This window comes from Streptomyces sp. (genome assembly GCF_035645055.1).
Taxonomy (GTDB): Bacteria; Actinomycetota; Actinomycetes; order Streptomycetales; family Streptomycetaceae; genus Streptomyces.
Window position 1 is genome coordinate 22,382 of sequence record NZ_DASQNH010000042.1, and the last position, 15,347, is coordinate 37,728.

General features: G+C 71.7%; 10 protein-coding genes. 8 read left to right on the top strand and 2 right to left on the bottom strand.

The window, feature by feature from the left end:
• Window positions 1–3: 3 nt before the first annotated feature.
• The 5 genes from VE614_RS13985 (at window position 4) to hflX (ending at window position 7,315) form a co-directional block, all read left to right on the top strand.
• A complete protein-coding gene (locus tag VE614_RS13985; protein ID WP_324936441.1) occupies window positions 4–507 on the top strand; it encodes a hypothetical protein in 504 nt (167 codons plus the stop codon).
• A gap of 98 nt (window positions 508–605) precedes the next feature.
• Window positions 606–1,487, top strand: a complete 882-nt coding sequence (gene dapF / locus VE614_RS13990; RefSeq protein WP_324936350.1) for a diaminopimelate epimerase — start codon at window positions 606–608, stop codon at window positions 1,485–1,487.
• Between the two features lie 249 nt (window positions 1,488–1,736).
• A complete protein-coding gene (locus VE614_RS13995) occupies window positions 1,737–4,028 on the top strand; it encodes a RelA/SpoT family protein (RefSeq protein ID WP_324936353.1) in 2,292 nt (763 codons plus the stop codon).
• 92 nt (window positions 4,029–4,120) lie between these two features.
• On the top strand, window positions 4,121–5,665 hold the full coding sequence (locus tag VE614_RS14000) for a M1 family metallopeptidase (RefSeq protein ID WP_324936355.1): 1,545 nt from the start codon (window positions 4,121–4,123) through the stop codon (window positions 5,663–5,665).
• A gap of 150 nt (window positions 5,666–5,815) precedes the next feature.
• Window positions 5,816–7,315 (top strand): GTPase HflX, encoded by a 1,500-nt coding sequence (gene hflX / locus VE614_RS14005; protein ID WP_324936357.1) that lies wholly within the window; start codon window positions 5,816–5,818, stop codon window positions 7,313–7,315.
• Between the two features lie 96 nt (window positions 7,316–7,411).
• On the opposite strand, the gene VE614_RS14010 is transcribed toward hflX, so the two are convergent.
• On the bottom strand, window positions 7,412–8,635 hold the full coding sequence (locus VE614_RS14010) for a hypothetical protein (RefSeq protein ID WP_324936359.1): 1,224 nt from the start codon (window positions 8,633–8,635) through the stop codon (window positions 7,412–7,414).
• A gap of 182 nt (window positions 8,636–8,817) precedes the next feature.
• On the bottom strand, window positions 8,818–10,038 hold the full coding sequence (locus VE614_RS14015; RefSeq protein ID WP_324936361.1) for a hypothetical protein: 1,221 nt from the start codon (window positions 10,036–10,038) through the stop codon (window positions 8,818–8,820).
• A gap of 433 nt (window positions 10,039–10,471) precedes the next feature.
• On the opposite strand from VE614_RS14015, the gene VE614_RS14020 reads away from it, so the two are divergent.
• The 3 genes from VE614_RS14020 (at window position 10,472) to VE614_RS14030 (ending at window position 15,060) form a co-directional block, all read left to right on the top strand.
• On the top strand, window positions 10,472–12,160 hold the full coding sequence (locus VE614_RS14020; protein WP_324936363.1) for an aminotransferase class III-fold pyridoxal phosphate-dependent enzyme: 1,689 nt from the start codon (window positions 10,472–10,474) through the stop codon (window positions 12,158–12,160).
• 231 nt (window positions 12,161–12,391) lie between these two features.
• Window positions 12,392–14,353: an IucA/IucC family protein gene (locus tag VE614_RS14025; protein WP_324936365.1), complete on the top strand. Its 1,962-nt coding sequence runs from the start codon at window positions 12,392–12,394 to the stop codon at window positions 14,351–14,353.
• Window positions 14,248–15,060 (top strand): GNAT family N-acetyltransferase, encoded by an 813-nt coding sequence (locus VE614_RS14030; protein ID WP_414719572.1) that lies wholly within the window; start codon window positions 14,248–14,250, stop codon window positions 15,058–15,060. Before VE614_RS14025 ends, VE614_RS14030 begins: the two co-directional genes overlap by 106 nt.
• The last annotated feature ends 287 nt before the right edge of the window (window positions 15,061–15,347 follow it).

The following is a 15,347-nucleotide window of genomic DNA, read 5'->3' on the forward strand; positions in this document are numbered from 1 at the left end:
GCGATGGAGGCCGGCCCTCGCGACACCGCACAAGGCGCCGAGCACGCCACCACAGAAGGTGACGCTGCCGAGCGGAACGACGACCGCCTGAGCCCCGACGGGCCGGACGAGACCCAGGGCGAAGTGACCGCCGACGGTCCCGAGCCCGACGAGATGTTCGTGGGCGGGCCCGAGGTCGAGGTCGAGCTGCGTCCCCAGCGGCGCCTGCGCCTGTGGCAGTTGGCGCCGATCGTGGGCCTGGGCGCGATCGGCTCGCTGATGTTCGCCTTTCCGCTGGCCTTCGACTTCGGCGACAGCGGGGCCATGATCGCCATGCTGGGGCTGCTCATCTGCTCCTGCGCGGCCGGCTGGGGCATGATGGCCGCGCGCAGGGTCGGCTACACGTGGCCCGGGCTGCCGCAGCGCGGCTCCGGACGGCGCCCGGACTGGCGGGTCGTGATCGCGTACGTGGTCGTGGTCGCCGCGGTCGTGGTGCTGGCCGTGTGGCGTGTGGCGCGGCTGCGCTGAGCCGCCGCCGTCCCGCGTGAACCGTGTCGGCGTCCCGCGCGGGGGCGCTGCCACCCGGTCGTCGATCCGTTGTCGTACCCACCCCGTACGATCGAGGAATGAGCACGCGGATCGCCTTCCTCAAGGGGCACGGCACCGAGAACGACTTCGTGATCGTCCCGGACCCCGAGAACGCCCTCGACCTGTCCCCGGCCGCCGTCGCCGCGCTGTGCGACCGCCGCGCGGGCATCGGCGGTGACGGACTGCTGCACGTGGTGCGGTCCGCCGCGCACCCCGAGGCCAAGGAGATGGCGGCCGAGGCGGAGTGGTTCATGGACTACCGCAACGGCGACGGCTCCATCGCCGAGATGTGCGGCAACGGCGTACGCGTGTTCGCGCGCTACCTCCAGCACGCCGGGCATGCCACCGAGGGCGACCTCGCTGTCGCCACGCGCGGCGGCGTGAAGACCGTGCACGTCGCCAAGGAGGGGGACGTCACCGTCGGCATGGGCAAGGCGCTGCTGCCCGAAGGCGACGTCACCGTGAGCGTCGGCGAGCGCAGCTGGCCCGCGCGGAACGTGAACATGGGCAACCCCCACGCGGTCGCCTTCGTCGACGACCTCGCGGAGGCCGGGGATCTGCTCACCCCGCCCCCGTTCAGCCCGGCCGCCGCCTACCCGGACGGGGTGAACGTGGAGTTCGTCGTCGACCGAGGCCCCCGGCACGTCGCGATGCGCGTGCACGAGCGCGGCTCCGGCGAGACCCGCTCGTGCGGCACCGGCGCGTGCGCCGTCGCCGTGGCCACCGCCCGCCGGGACGGCGCGGACCCGACGACCACCGGCACCCCCGTCACCTACACCGTGGACGTCCCCGGCGGTCGCCTGGTGATCACCGAGCGGCCCGACGGAGAGATCGAGATGACCGGCCCGGCGGTGATCGTCGCCGAGGGCGAGATCGACGGGGAGTGGCTGGCCGGGGCGGCGGCGCGGCCGAGGGACTGAGGCATGGGCGCGGCACCCGTGCGCGGGTGCGTGGAGCGCTCTCACCCACGGCCGGACGCGCCCAGCCGTAAACGTCCTCACCTTCGCTCGAATGGGTGATCCGTTTCACGCTCGGCGAGAGGCGGTCAGTCGCACGTGATGGGCTCGGTAGCATCAAGCACCGGCCCGGACGGGGGAGATGTCGCCGCCCCCTGAGCCGTGTCCGCCCTGGGGCACCCCGTCCGCCGGTCCACGCAGCCGGAGGTGCCCATGAGTGCGGAGGCCACGAACCCTGCGAGTCCAGGCGCTGTGACAGACGCTGTGACCAGCGCCGTCGCGCCCACGGCGGCCGCCGCTCCACGCAGGAGAGGCCGGCCCAGAATCGATCTGCGCCGCCTGGGCCGCGCCGCGCTGCTCGGCCCCGCCGCCAGGGACCGGCTGCCCGACGCCATCAGCCATGTCGTCGACGCCCACCGCGCCCACCACCCCGACGCCGATCTCGAACCCCTGCGCCGCGCCTACGTCCTGGCCGAGTCCTCGCACCGCGGCCAGATGCGCAAGAGCGGGGAGCCGTACATCACCCACCCCCTCGCGGTGACCCTGATCCTCGCCGAACTCGGTGCCGAGACCACGACCTTGACCGCGTCCCTGCTCCACGACACCGTCGAGGACACCGACGTGACGCTCGACCAGGTGGGTGAGCAGTTCGGCGAGGAGGTGCGCTATCTCGTCGACGGCGTCACCAAGCTGGAGAAGGTCGACTACGGCGCCGCCGCCGAACCCGAGACGTTCCGCAAGATGCTCGTCGCCACGGGCAACGACGTCCGGGTGATGTCGATCAAACTCGCCGACCGGCTGCACAACATGCGCACCCTCGGCGTGATGCGCCCCGAGAAACAGGCCCGGATCGCCAAGGTCACCCGGGACGTCCTCATCCCGCTCGCCGAACGGCTCGGCGTCCAGGCGCTCAAGACCGAGCTGGAGGACCTGGTCTTCGCGATCCTGCGCCCCGAGGAGTACGAGCGCACCCGGGAGTTGATCGTCGAGAACGCGACCCGGGCCGACGACCCGCTCGCCGAGATCGCCGACGAGATGCGGTCCGTGCTGCGCGAGGCCGGCATCCCGGCCGAAGTCCTCATCCGGCCCCGGCACTTCGTCTCCGTGCACCGCGTCTCCCGCAAACGCGGCCGGCTGCGCGGCGCCGACTTCGGGCGGATCCTGGTGCTGGTGAACGAGGACGCGGACTGCTACGGCGTCCTGGGCGAGCTGCACACCTGTATGACGCCCGTGGTGTCGGAGTTCAAGGACTTCATCGCCGTACCGAAGTTCAACCTGTACCAGTCGCTGCACACCGCCGTCGCCCGCCCCGACGGTCAGGTCGTCGAAGTCCTCATCCGCACCCACCGGATGCACAAGGTCGCGGAGGCGGGCGTCATCGCGCTCGGCAACCCCTACGCGGCTCCCCCGGAGGTGCAGTCGGCGGCGGACGGCGAGCGCGTCGACCCCACCCGCCCCGGCTGGCTCTCGCGTCTTCTCGAATGGCAGCGCGCCGCACCCGACCCGGACACCTTCTGGTCGACCCTGCGCGAGGACCTGGCACAGGACCGTGAGATCACCGTGCTCCGGCCCGACGGAGGCGCCCTCGGCCTGCCCGAGGGCGCGACCTGTGTGGACGCCGCGTACGCGCAGTACGGGGAGGACGCGCACGCGTGCATCGGCGCGCGCGTCAACGGCCGGCTCGCGACACTGAGCACGGTGCTGCGGGACGGGGACACCGTCCAGCTGCTCATGGGGCAGGACCCGGCGTCGGAACCCTCGCGGGAGTGGCTGGAGCACGCTCACACCCCGGGCGCGCGGATCGCCATCCAGCGGTGGCTGGCGGCGCACCCGGAGCCTGAGGGGTCGGGAGGAACCGGGGAGGTGGTCGAGTTGCTCGAGACTGCCGAGGTTGCCGTGAGCAGGAAGGCTATGGAGGCCACCGAGACGAGGGAGATCAGAGGCGCAAGGCAGACCGGGGTGGCAAGGCAGACCGGGCAGACCGGGCAGACCGAGCCTGAAGCCGCTGTGGCCCCTACGGTCCCCGCGACATCCGTCACCGTCACCGCCCTCGCCGACCGCCCCGGTGCCCCCGTACGCCTGGCCGGATGCTGTACGCCCGTACCGCCTGACGCGGTCACCGGATTCGCGGTGCGCGGGGGAGCGGTGACCGTGCACCGGGTCGAATGCGCGGTCGTGGCGCGCATGAAGGGCGCGGGCCGGGACGAGGTGGGAGTGCGCTGGGGTGAGGCCGCCGGGAGCGAGACCTCGGGGTGCCGCGTCACGCTGGTCGCTGAATCGTTCGGCCGCCCGCATCTCCTCGCGGACCTGACGGAGGCCATCGCCCTGGAGGACGCCGAGATCGTCTCGGCCACCGTGGAGCCCCCCAGCCAGCAGCGGGTGCGCCATACCTACACCCTCCAACTCCCCGCGGCGGCCCGTCTGCCGGCGCTGATGCGCGCCATGCGCAACGTCCCCGGCGTGTACGACGTGAGCCGGGCGCAGCACCCGGCTTCGGCGCACTGAGGGCGGCCACGAGGCCTGGCGGGGGAGCCCGTTCGAGTGGGCCCGGCGCGCGTCTGCGCCGTGCGCCGGGCGTGCGCTGGTAGCCGTGGGGCATGCCCTTCACCCCCCGCACCCACGCCCCTCGGCGGCTGAGGGCGGCGCTGCTCGCCTCGGCCGTCACCGTCTGCCTCGTCGCCGCGGGCACCCCGCCGGCCCCGCTGGGCGTCGGCGACCGCCTCTTCCCGCACCTGGGAAACCCCGGCTACGACGTGGCGTCGTACGACCTCGCCCTCGCCTACTCCGGCGCGAACGACAAGCCGCTGACGGCCGTCACGACGATCGACGCCTGGACGACCGAGGACCTCGACCGCGTCAACCTCGACTTCGCGCGCGGGAAGGTCGAGTCGGTGGACATCGACGGCGAGCCCGCCGCGTACGCCGCGGCCGGCGAGGACCTGGTGATCACCCCCGAGGAGCCGCTGTCCGCGGGTCAGTGGACGCGGATCGTCGTCCGGCACACCAGCGACCCGGTGGCCGGGAAGGGCAGGCAGGGCGGCTGGGTGCGGACCGCGGACGGCCTCGCCATGGCGAACCAGGCGGACGCCGCGCACCTGGTGTTCCCGTGCAACGACCACCCCTCGGACAAGGCCATGTTCACCTTCCGGGTGACCGCACCCGAGGGCTACACCGCCGTCGCCAACGGCCTTCCCTCCGACATCGAGCGATCGGCCGCCGCGACCACCTGGACGTACCGCACCCACCACCCCATGGCCACCGAGCTGGCCCAGATCTCCATCGGCCGCTCCACGGTGCTGCACCGCACCGGACCGCGCGGACTGCCGATCCGGGACGTCGTCCCCACCGCCCACCGCGAGCGGCTCGAACCATGGCTGGCGAAGACACCCGACCAGATCGCGTGGATGGAGCGCAAGGTCGGGCCGTACCCCTTCGAGACGTACGGCGTGCTCATGGCGGACGCCTCCACCGGCTTCGAACTGGAGACACAGACGCTCTCTCTCTTCGAGAGAGAGCTGTTCACCGATCCCGCCTTCCCCGTGTGGTACGTCGACGCGATCATGGTGCACGAACTGGCCCACCAGTGGTTCGGCGACAGCGTCACCCCGCGCAGCTGGTCCGACCTGTGGCTCAACGAGGGGCACGCCACCTGGTACGAGGCGCTGTACGCGGACGAGACGGCCGACCGGCCCATGGAGGACCGGATGAAGGCCGCGTACAGCGCCTCCGACCGCTGGCGCGCGGCCGGCGGACCGCCCGCCGCGCCCAAGGCCCCCGAGGCCGGCAACCGGCTCGGGATCTTCCGCCCCAATGTCTACGACGGCGCCGCCCTGATCCTCTACGCGCTGCGCCAGGAGATCGGACGCCCGGCCTTCGAGCGGCTGGAGCGGGTGTGGGTGAGCCGCCACCAGGACGCCACGGCCGGCACGGCCGACTTCGTGCGGCTCGCCGGTGAGATCTCCGGACGCGATCTCACCGGTTTCTTCCAGGGCTGGCTGTACGGCGAGAAGACCCCGCCGATGCCCGGGCACCCGGACTGGAAGTCGGACGCTCCCGCCGGGGCGGCCCGGGAACAGACCGGGAAACAGCAAGGTGAACGAGAGGGTGGCGGCCGGGCGATTGGGGCGGAGGCGGCCGGGTAATAACACGGTGACGAGACGGGGCGTTCCGTGCGACCATCGTTTTGCAGGCACGCGACGGGGCGCGGGAATCTCCCGGGGTACTCGTGCGTTGTGAGCAATGACGGACCGGCTCCGCCCGCAAAACGGAAACCCCAACGACGTAAGGACCCAATGACCTCCTCTTCTTCCCCTTCCCAGGACACCCAGCGCAAGCGCCTTGCGCACGACTACCCCGAGGGTCTTCGGGCCGATGCCCTGATGGAAGAGGACGTCGCCTGGAGCCACGAGATCGACGGAGAACGGGACGGCGACCAGTTCGACCGCTCCGAGCGCGCGGCTCTGCGCCGCGTCGCGGGCCTCTCCACCGAACTCGAGGACGTCACCGAGGTCGAGTACCGCCAGCTCCGCCTGGAGCGGGTCGTGCTCGTCGGCGTCTGGACCTCGGGGACCGTGCAGGACGCGGAGAACTCCCTCGCGGAGCTGGCGGCTCTCGCGGAGACCGCGGGCGCGCTCGTGCTCGACGGCGTGATCCAGCGCCGTGACAAGCCCGACGCCGCCACCTACATCGGCTCCGGCAAGGCCGAGGAGCTGCGCGACGTCGTGCTCGAGACCGGCGCGGACACCGTGATCTGCGACGGCGAGCTGAGCCCGGGCCAGCTGATCCACCTCGAAGACGTCGTCAAGGTCAAGGTCATCGACCGTACGGCCCTGATCCTGGACATCTTCGCCCAGCACGCCAAGTCCCGAGAGGGCAAGGCGCAGGTCGCGCTCGCGCAGATGCAGTACATGCTGCCGAGGCTCCGCGGCTGGGGCCAGTCTCTCTCCCGGCAGATGGGCGGCGGCAAGGGCGGCGGCCTCGCCACGCGCGGTCCCGGTGAGACCAAGATCGAGACGGACCGGCGCCGGATCCGCGAGAAGATGGCGAAGATGCGCCGGGAGATCGCGGAGATGAAGACCGGGCGCGACATCAAGCGCCAGGAGCGCCGTCGCCACAAGGTGCCCTCCGTCGCGATCGCGGGCTACACCAACGCGGGCAAGTCCTCGTTGCTCAACCGCCTCACCGGCGCGGGCGTCCTGGTCGAGAACGCGCTGTTCGCGACCCTGGACCCGACCGTGCGCCGGGCCGAGACCCCGAGCGGCCGGCTGTACACGCTGGCCGACACCGTCGGATTCGTCCGGCACCTGCCGCACCACCTGGTCGAGGCGTTCCGCTCCACGATGGAGGAGGTCGGCGACTCCGACCTGATCCTGCACGTGGTGGACGGTTCGCACCCGACCCCGGAGGAGCAGCTGGCCGCCGTACGCGAGGTGATCAGGGACGTCGGCGCCACCGACGTGCCCGAGATCGTGGTCATCAACAAGGCCGACGCCGCGGATCCGCTGGTGCTCCAGCGGCTGCTGCGGATCGAGAAGCGCTCCATCGCGGTCTCGGCCCGCACCGGCCGGGGCATCACGGAGCTGCTGGCGCTGATCGACAGCGAGCTGCCGCGCCCGGCGGTCGAGATCGAGGCCCTGGTGCCGTACACGCACGGCAAGCTGGTCGCCCGCGCCCACGACGAGGGCGAGGTGATCTCCGAGGAGCACACCGCGGAGGGCACCCTGCTCAAGGTCCGGGTGCACGAGGAGCTGGCGGCCGAGCTGACGCCGTACGCTCCGGCTTCGGCGGTCTGACCGGCCGTACCCGGCGGACGACCGAGAACAGCCCGAAGGCCCGCTCCCCGCCGCACGCGGGGAGCGGGCCTTCGGCCTGTCCGGTACCGGTCGGCGTCACCGACCGCCGTAGGCCTCGCTCATGTTCCGGTACAGCGCCTGGGCGTCCCGGCCGAGCTGCGGGCCGGCCAGCCAGGTGTTGTCGGCCGGGCCGATCGAGGTGTTGGAGACCAGCTTGGTCTTGCCGTCCACCACCCGGAACCAGCCGCCGCCGGACGAGCCACCGGTCATGGTGCAGCCGATGCGGTACATCGTCGGCATCGCCGGGCTCAGCGCGAGCCGGCCCGGCTGGTCGATGCACTTGAACATCCGGAGACCGTTGTACGGCGGCGCCGCCGGGTAGCCCCAGGCGCCCATGCTCCCGGCCTCGGCCGCGGCCGGCGCGGAGAAGTCCACGTCCAGCGCGGCGCCGACGGTCTCCTCCAGCGACTTCGCGCCCTGCTCCGGCTGCACATGCAGCACGGCGTAGTCGTACGGCGCACCCGCGCCGCCGGTCTCGGAGCCGCCCTCGATCCAGCCGTTCGAGGTCGAGGCCCAGTCCGCCCACCAGTTGCCGTAGGGGGCGATCTCGACGGGGTCGGCGTTGTTCAGCCGGTCCTCGGACTTGCCGAGGTCGTTGAAGGCCGGGACGAACACGATGTTGCGGTACCAGCCGCCGTTCCGACCCGCGTGCACGCAGTGACCGGCCGTCCAGACCAGGTTGGACCTGCCCGGGTGGTTCACGTCCTTGATGACCGTGCCCGAGCAGACCATCGAGCCCTCGGGGGAGTCGAAGAAGATCTTGCCGACCGGGGCGGCGTTGTCGTGGTACGGCGTCTTCTCGGCCGTGGCCTGGACCGGTGCGGGCTCCGGGTCGCTCACGCCCTGGCCGGCGGACGTGTCCTTGGTCGTGACCGTCTTGTCGGCCTCCTTCGCGGACTGCATCCGCTCCGGCTTCCACAGCCCCTCGATCACGGGGTTGACGAAGTCCTTGGCCTCACTGAGCCACTTGTCCTTGTCCCAGTTCTTCCAGCCGCCGTTCTTCCAGTCGTCGACGTCGATGCCGTGCTCCTCGAGCCGGCCGGCGATGTCGGACGGGATGCTGACCTTGCCGTCACCGGTCCCGTCACCGGCGCCGTCGGCGCCCTGCGAGGCGGTGGCGCCCGGCTGGTCGGCCGCCTTCTCCTCGTCGGAGCCGTTGCAGGCGGTCGCGGTGAGTGCCAGGGCGGCGACGAGGCCGGTGGCGGCGAGAACGGTACGCCGACGCCGCCGCGGTGTTTCGGGCGTGCGTATGGAACGCATGGTGCGATGACCCCCGTAGGAACGCGTCAATGTCATGTGCTTGTCATGTGCGGTGCGGGAGTTCGCGCAGAACTCGACCCCGCATGCGACACCCCACTATGCCCGTGGGGCCGAGGGCGAACGGCGGCGGGACCGTGAAGCTTTCCGCACGGCACCCACCGCCGCCTCTCCCTACCCGGCCGTCACTGGCCGGCGAACTTCTTGCTCACCTCGTCGAACACGGCCTCGGCCTCCTCGCCCAGCCGCGGGCCCGCCAGCCAGCCCGCGGTGATCGGGCCGATGGAGGTGTTGGACACCAGCGCCGGCTTGCCGTCCGAACCCGTCGCGACCCAGCCGCCACCGGACGAACCGCCGGTCATGGTGCAGCCGATGCGGTACATCGTCGGGTCCGCGGCCTGGATCGACAGCCGGCCCGGCTTGTCCTCGCACCGGTACAGCTTCTGGCCGTCGTACGGCGGCGCCGCCGGATACCCGATCGCCGTCATGCTCTCGGTCTTCGGCACGGCCGGGGCGTTGAAGTCCACCGGAAGCGCCGAACCGACCATCTCCTCCAGCGACTTGCCGCCGCTGCCCTCCTCAGGCGTCACATGGATGACGGCGAAGTCGTACGGGGCGCCGTCACCGCCCGTCGCACCGCCCTGCTCGATCCACTGGTCGGAAGTCTGCGCCCAGTCGCCCCACCAGACGCCGTACGGGGCGACCTCTTCCTTGGTGGCGTCCTGCAACTCCGCGGCCGACTTGCCGGCGTCGTTGTACGACGGCACGAACGCGATGTTGCGGTACCAGCCGCCGCTCTTGCCCGCGTGCACACAGTGCCCCGCCGTCCACACCAGGTTCGACTTGCCCGGGTTCGAGGGGTCCTTCACGACCGTCGCCGAGCAGACCATCGTGCCCTCGGGGGAGTCGAAGAACACCTTGCCCGCCTCGGGAGCGTTGGCGTGATACGAGGCCGGAACGGCTTCCGCCTCCACCGGAGCCGGCTCCGGGTCGGTCACGCCCTGGTCACCGGAGATGTCGCTCTCATCGACCTGCTGGTCCGGCTCCTCGGCCTCCCGCATCCGGTCCGGGTCCCACAGGTCCTCGATGATCGGGTTGACGAAGTCCTCGGCCTCGCGCAGCCAGTCGTCCCTGTTCCAGTTCTTCCAGGCGCCGTCCCGCCACTTGTCGATGTCGATCCCGTGTTCCTTCAGACGGTCCTTGAGGTCGTCCGGAATCCGGATCTTGTCGTCCCCCGCCGCCGCGGAGGCCGTCGCCTCGCCGCCCGCCTCGGCGTCGCCGGACTCGCAGGCGGTGACGGTGAGCGTGAGCACCGAGGCCAGGGCCACCGCGGTCAGCACGGGGGAGGTTCTGCGGCGCCCGCTCCTCTCCCGGCGAGCGGTGAACGACGGCCGTGTGGATCGCATGGTGTTACTCCCCCTGAGGTGGACTGACGTGGCGCGGTGGCCGCGACTCCGACCCGAGCCCATACGGAACTCAGGCTGCTCGCACGGCCTTCCGGGAATGGCACCCCACACTATGCGGTCGCTGTGGGGGACTTCCGACGGAACGGCAACGGTTCCGTCACGGCAAGGATCTTGAAGCAACCCGTAACCCGGCGCCTGAAGCGGGGTTGGTAGCGGTGGGGTCTGCCTGGCCGGACGGGGGGCGGGCGGACCGGGCGACGGGGGGAGCCGGTGGCCGGGGGCGGTAGGGCTCGCGCGCCGGGGTGTTGGGACTTGGGCCGGGGCGGATGTGGTCGGTGTTGGGCAAGCGGCATGGCGAGCGAGCGAGGGACGGACGGGCCGGAGCGAGCGGTCGACTCCTCGCTGGAGAGCGGAAGAACGAGGAGCCACGGCCGTGACTGAGGAGACCCCGCGACGCCCACCGGCGAGGGAGCCGGCGGCCCGCACCTATCCCCACGCCCTCCCCGTCGTGCCGGTGCGGGCCCGCGGCCTGACCATCGAAGATGCCGACGGCCGCCGCTATCTGGACTGCCTCTCCGGAGCGGGCACCCTGGCCCTCGGCCACAACCACCCGGTCGTCCTGGAGGCGATCCGCAAGGTCCTCGACTCGGGCGCACCACTGAACGTGCCCGGTCTCACCACCCCCGTCGAAGAGGCCTTCGTCACCGAACTGCGGCACACCCTGCCGCCCGGGCTCGCCGACCGCGCCCGCGTACGGTTCTGCGGGCCGGCCGGCATCGACGCGGTGTCCACCGCCTGCGCGCTGGTGCGAGCCGCCACCGGCCGTACCGCGATCCTCGGCTTCGCCGGCAGCGAGCACGGTGCGGGGGCCGGAGGGCAGCCCCTGGGCACACTCGGCCTCACCGGCCGTCCACTGCCCTACCCGCAGGACTATCGCTGCCTCTTCGGCGTCGGCGGCCCCCACGGCGCCGAACTCGCCGCTCGCTGGACGGAGGCGGTACTGGACGGCGCGGATACGCCGGTGCCGTCTTCTTGGCCAGCGGATGCTCACGGCACTCCGGGAGCTTGCGAGGGCGATGCCGCGCCCAGGACCACTCCGTGGCATCCCGGCTCCACCATGCCTGCCCTCCCTGGCCTTTCTGATACCCCTGGCCTGCCTGGCACCGGGGCTGACACCGCGCCCGCCGGGATGATCCTCGAACCCGTTCAGAGCGAGGGGGTGATCCCCGCGCCCGACGCGTGGCTGCGACGGATGCGGCAGCTCACGGCGACTCGGTCCGTGCCGCTGATCGTCGACGAGTCGCAGACCGGTGTGGGCCGAACCGGCGCCTTCTGGGCCGTCGAACACAGTGGGGTGACGCCCGACGTGATGATTCTGTCCAAGGCCATCGGCGGCAGCCTTCCGCTGGCCGCCGTCGTCCACCGAGACGACCTCCTGGACGCGGGGGAACCGGCTCCCCCTCCCGGCCCTTTTCGCGGCAACCAGCTGGCCATGGCCGCCGGTGCCGCCACACTCGCCCACGTCAGACATCAGCGTCTCGCCGAACGTGCCGCCGCTCTGGGCTCCCGGCTGCTCGGCCGACTGCGGGAATTCGCTCGGAACTTCAGCTGTGTCGGAGAGGTGCGCGGTCGGGGGCTGATGCTCGGCGTCGAGCTTGTGGATCCCGAGGCGGATGCCGGTCCGGTGACAGGCGAAGCCCCGTGCTCGTCGAGCGAGGGGAGTGGCGCGACGACCGGTGTTCCACTGCCGTACAGCCAGGGCGGGGGCGTCACGCGGTCGGCACCCGGTCCGTACCCCGCCCCGCCTCCCCGCCCGCCCGCGCCCCACCTCGCCACGGCGGTTCAGCGCGAGTGCCTGCGACGGGGCCTGATCGTCGGACTCGGCGGCGACGCGGGTGGCCTCGGTGCTGGCGAATCGAGTGTCGTACGGCTGCTGCCACCCCTGACGATCAGCGACGATCAGGCCGCCGCGGTGCTCGACCGACTGGCCGACGCGCTGGCAGCCGTGGCCCGAGACCACTCCCGTCATCGCATCCCACAGGGCCGACATCACTCCCGACAGCCGCGCCCTCGGGGCGAGCGGCAGCACGAGACCGGCGACCCCGCAGAGCCGGCGCGATAGCGAGGCAACCGTTGCGTGCGCGCACTTCCCGCCCGGCGGACGCCTCGCTACGCGGTCCGACATGCCGTCCGCCCTCTTCACCTCGCTGGAGCCCACCCATGTCCGTGACACCACGCCGATTACCTCCCGTCGATCCGCTCACTGCCCAGACACGGACTCTCCGTGTCCGGTCTCTTCGCCCTACCGCTCGGCACGCTCCCCAAGCGCCGGAACACCCCCCGAGGAACCGCCTTGCACACCAACCCCACCGCCGACAGCCGCATCCGCCCATCAGAGCCGGGCCTGCCCGGGACGCAGCCCCCGCCCGAGCCGGCGACGGAAGCGGCCCTCGGTCGGCAGGCTGGCTCGGGGCATCCCGAGCGGCAGCGGCCGGACGCCGCCCACGATTTCCTCCAGCACTCGGACCCGCATATCGCGGCCGAGTCCGCGGCCGTGGAGAACCTGCTGCGCTGCTGGGTCCGTGAGGCGAACATCCCCGTCCCCACCCACGGCACCCTCCGCATCCCCCTCCCCGCCAGCGGCACGGTTCTGCTCGCCCCGGTGCACTACTCGTCCGCCACCGGCTGGCACCGCTTCGGGCTGCCGTATCTGGCCGGCGCCCCTCATCCGTCCCCGCCGGTCGACGCGGTCACCGTCGCGGCTCTGCTCGCCCGAGAGGCGTCGCGGGAGTGCCAAGCGCCTGCCGTAGCCCCGGCCAGGGCTCCCGAGCCGAGCGGCCTGCCCCCGGCCGCCTTCACTTTCGGTCACGTCCCCGAACTCGTGGGCCGCGTCGCCGACTCGGTCCGCAGGGTCACCACCTTCCTCCGTGACCGTCGAAGCGCCTCCGCGGACGCGTCCGACCTCTTCCTCGCCGCCGAGCAGGCACTCCTGCTCGGGCACCCTCTGCACCCGACCCCGAAGAGCCGCGAGGGCATCACCGACGCCGAAGCACGGCCGTACTCACCTGAACTGCGTGGCTCCTTCCCGCTGCACTGGCTCGCTGTCGCTCCCTCCCTGCTCTCCACCGACTCCGCCTGGACCGAGCGCGGCAGGCCGGTGCCCGCGCCCCGTCTCACCGCTCGCCTGGCCGGGCCGGACCTGGCCCTGCCCGAGGGATACGCCGCTCTGCCTCTGCACCCCTGGCAGTTCCGCGAGATCCGGCACAGTCCCGAGGTCGCTTCCCTGCTCGACGCCGGGCTGCTCCGGAACCTCGGGACACATGGGTCTCCCTGGCACCCCACCTCCTCCGTCCGCACCGTCTACCGGTCCGAAGCCGCGGCCATGCTGAAGCTCTCCCTGGGCCTGCGTATCACCAACTCCCGTCGGGAGAACCTCCGCAAGGAGCTCCATCGGGGCGTGGAGGTGCACCGGCTGCTCCGCACCGGGCTGACCCAGCAGTGGCGTGCCGCGCACCCGTGCTTCGACATCGTCCGCGATCCGGCCTGGCTCGCCGTCGACGGACCCGAAGGCAACCCCGTGACCGGACTGGACGTGATGATCCGGCACAACCCGTTCGCCCCCGCGGACGACGTGTCCTGCGTCGCCGGGCTCGTGACGCCCCAAGCGCCGGTACGGGCACCGGCACTCCGACCGGCCCGGTCCCGACTGGCCCGACTCATCAAGCGTCTCGCCGCACAAACCGGTCGGCCGGGCGCGGCCGTCGCCGTCGAGTGGTTCCTGCGCTACCTGGAGCAGGTCGTCCGTCCCGTGCTGTGGCTGGACGGCGAGGCGGGGATCGCCCTGGAGGCCCACCAGCAGAACACCCTGCTCCTGCTGGACGCCCTGGGCTGGCCCGCGGGCGGCCGGTACCGCGACAATCAGGGCTACTACTTCCGTGAGTCCCGCCGGGCGGAACTCGATGCCCGACTGCCCGGGATCGGTGAGCGCAGCGACACGTTCGTGTCCGACGACGTCACGGACGAACGCTTCGCCTACTACCTGGCGATCAACAACGTGTTCGGCCTCATCGGTGCCTTCGGGTCCCAGAGCCTCGCCGAGGAAGCCCTGTTGCTCGCCGCATTCCGCCGCTTTCTCGCGGGTGCCGCCTCCGGTCCCGGCAGGCTGCGCAGTTCCCTGCCTGCCCGGCTGCTCGACTCACCCTTCCTGCGCTGCAAGGCCAATCTCCTCACCCGGCTGCACGGCCTGGACGAACTCGTCGGGCCAGTGGACACGCAGTCCGTCTACGTCACCATCGCCAACCCCCTGCACTCCTGACTTCCGCCCACCATCGCCCCCGCCCGCACCCTGAGAGGAGCCTCGTCCTGTCTGCCACCGACGCGAGTGCCGACGCCGAGGACAAGCTGAATCGACACCTGCCGTCCGAGCCTGCTGCCGTGCGGTTCGCCGAGGACGATCTGCTCGACCGCGTGGACGAGTGGGGCCCCACTGTCACGCCCCTCGGCGCCTTTCGTCTCGTCCCCGTGCAGATCAAGCGGGACCTCGCGCTCATCAGCCGCTGGATGAACGACCCCGCCGTGGCCGCGTACTGGCATCTGGCAGGTCCACCGGTGGTGACCGCGCTGCATCTGCGCGCCCAGCTCGTCGGCGACGGGCACAGCGTCCCGTGCCTCGGCGTACTGGACGGCACACCGATCGGCTACTGGGAGATCTACCGGGCCGACCTCGACCCGCTGGCCCGGCACTATCCCGCCCGACCTCATGACACCGGAATCCACCTCCTCATCGGCGATGCCGCGGACCGGGGGCGAGGGCTCGGCAGCTCTCTCCTCGAAGCCGTCGCCGAACTCATCCTGGACAAGCGCTCCGCCTGCACCCGCGTCATCGCGGAACCCGACGTGCACAACACACCCTCCTTGTCCGCATTCCTGCGCGCGGGCTTCCGTCTCTCCAGTGAGGTGGAGCTGCCCGGCAAGCGGGCCGCCCTCATGGTCCGGGAACGGGGCCTGCGCGATGCGCCGTAGCGTCCCCGGGCGTCGTCGCACCGTGCGTCTTCATCGTCACTTTTGGTACACCGCTCGCGGCGACTTGGTTCCCACCTTTTGCGGGCGCAGCGGGTGCGCACCCCGTCCGATCAAAACCCCCACCGCCCTGATCGGAAGTGCGCGGAAGTGCACGCCGATCGATCCCAAGCAATACGAGCCGGTCCGAAGCGATGCCTACCGGTCCCCACCCCACCGACCTCACGGGCTTGATCCAACCCTTCGCCCCCGGCGCGACCCCCCGTTTGTCAGCCCCGGGTCGTAGGGTG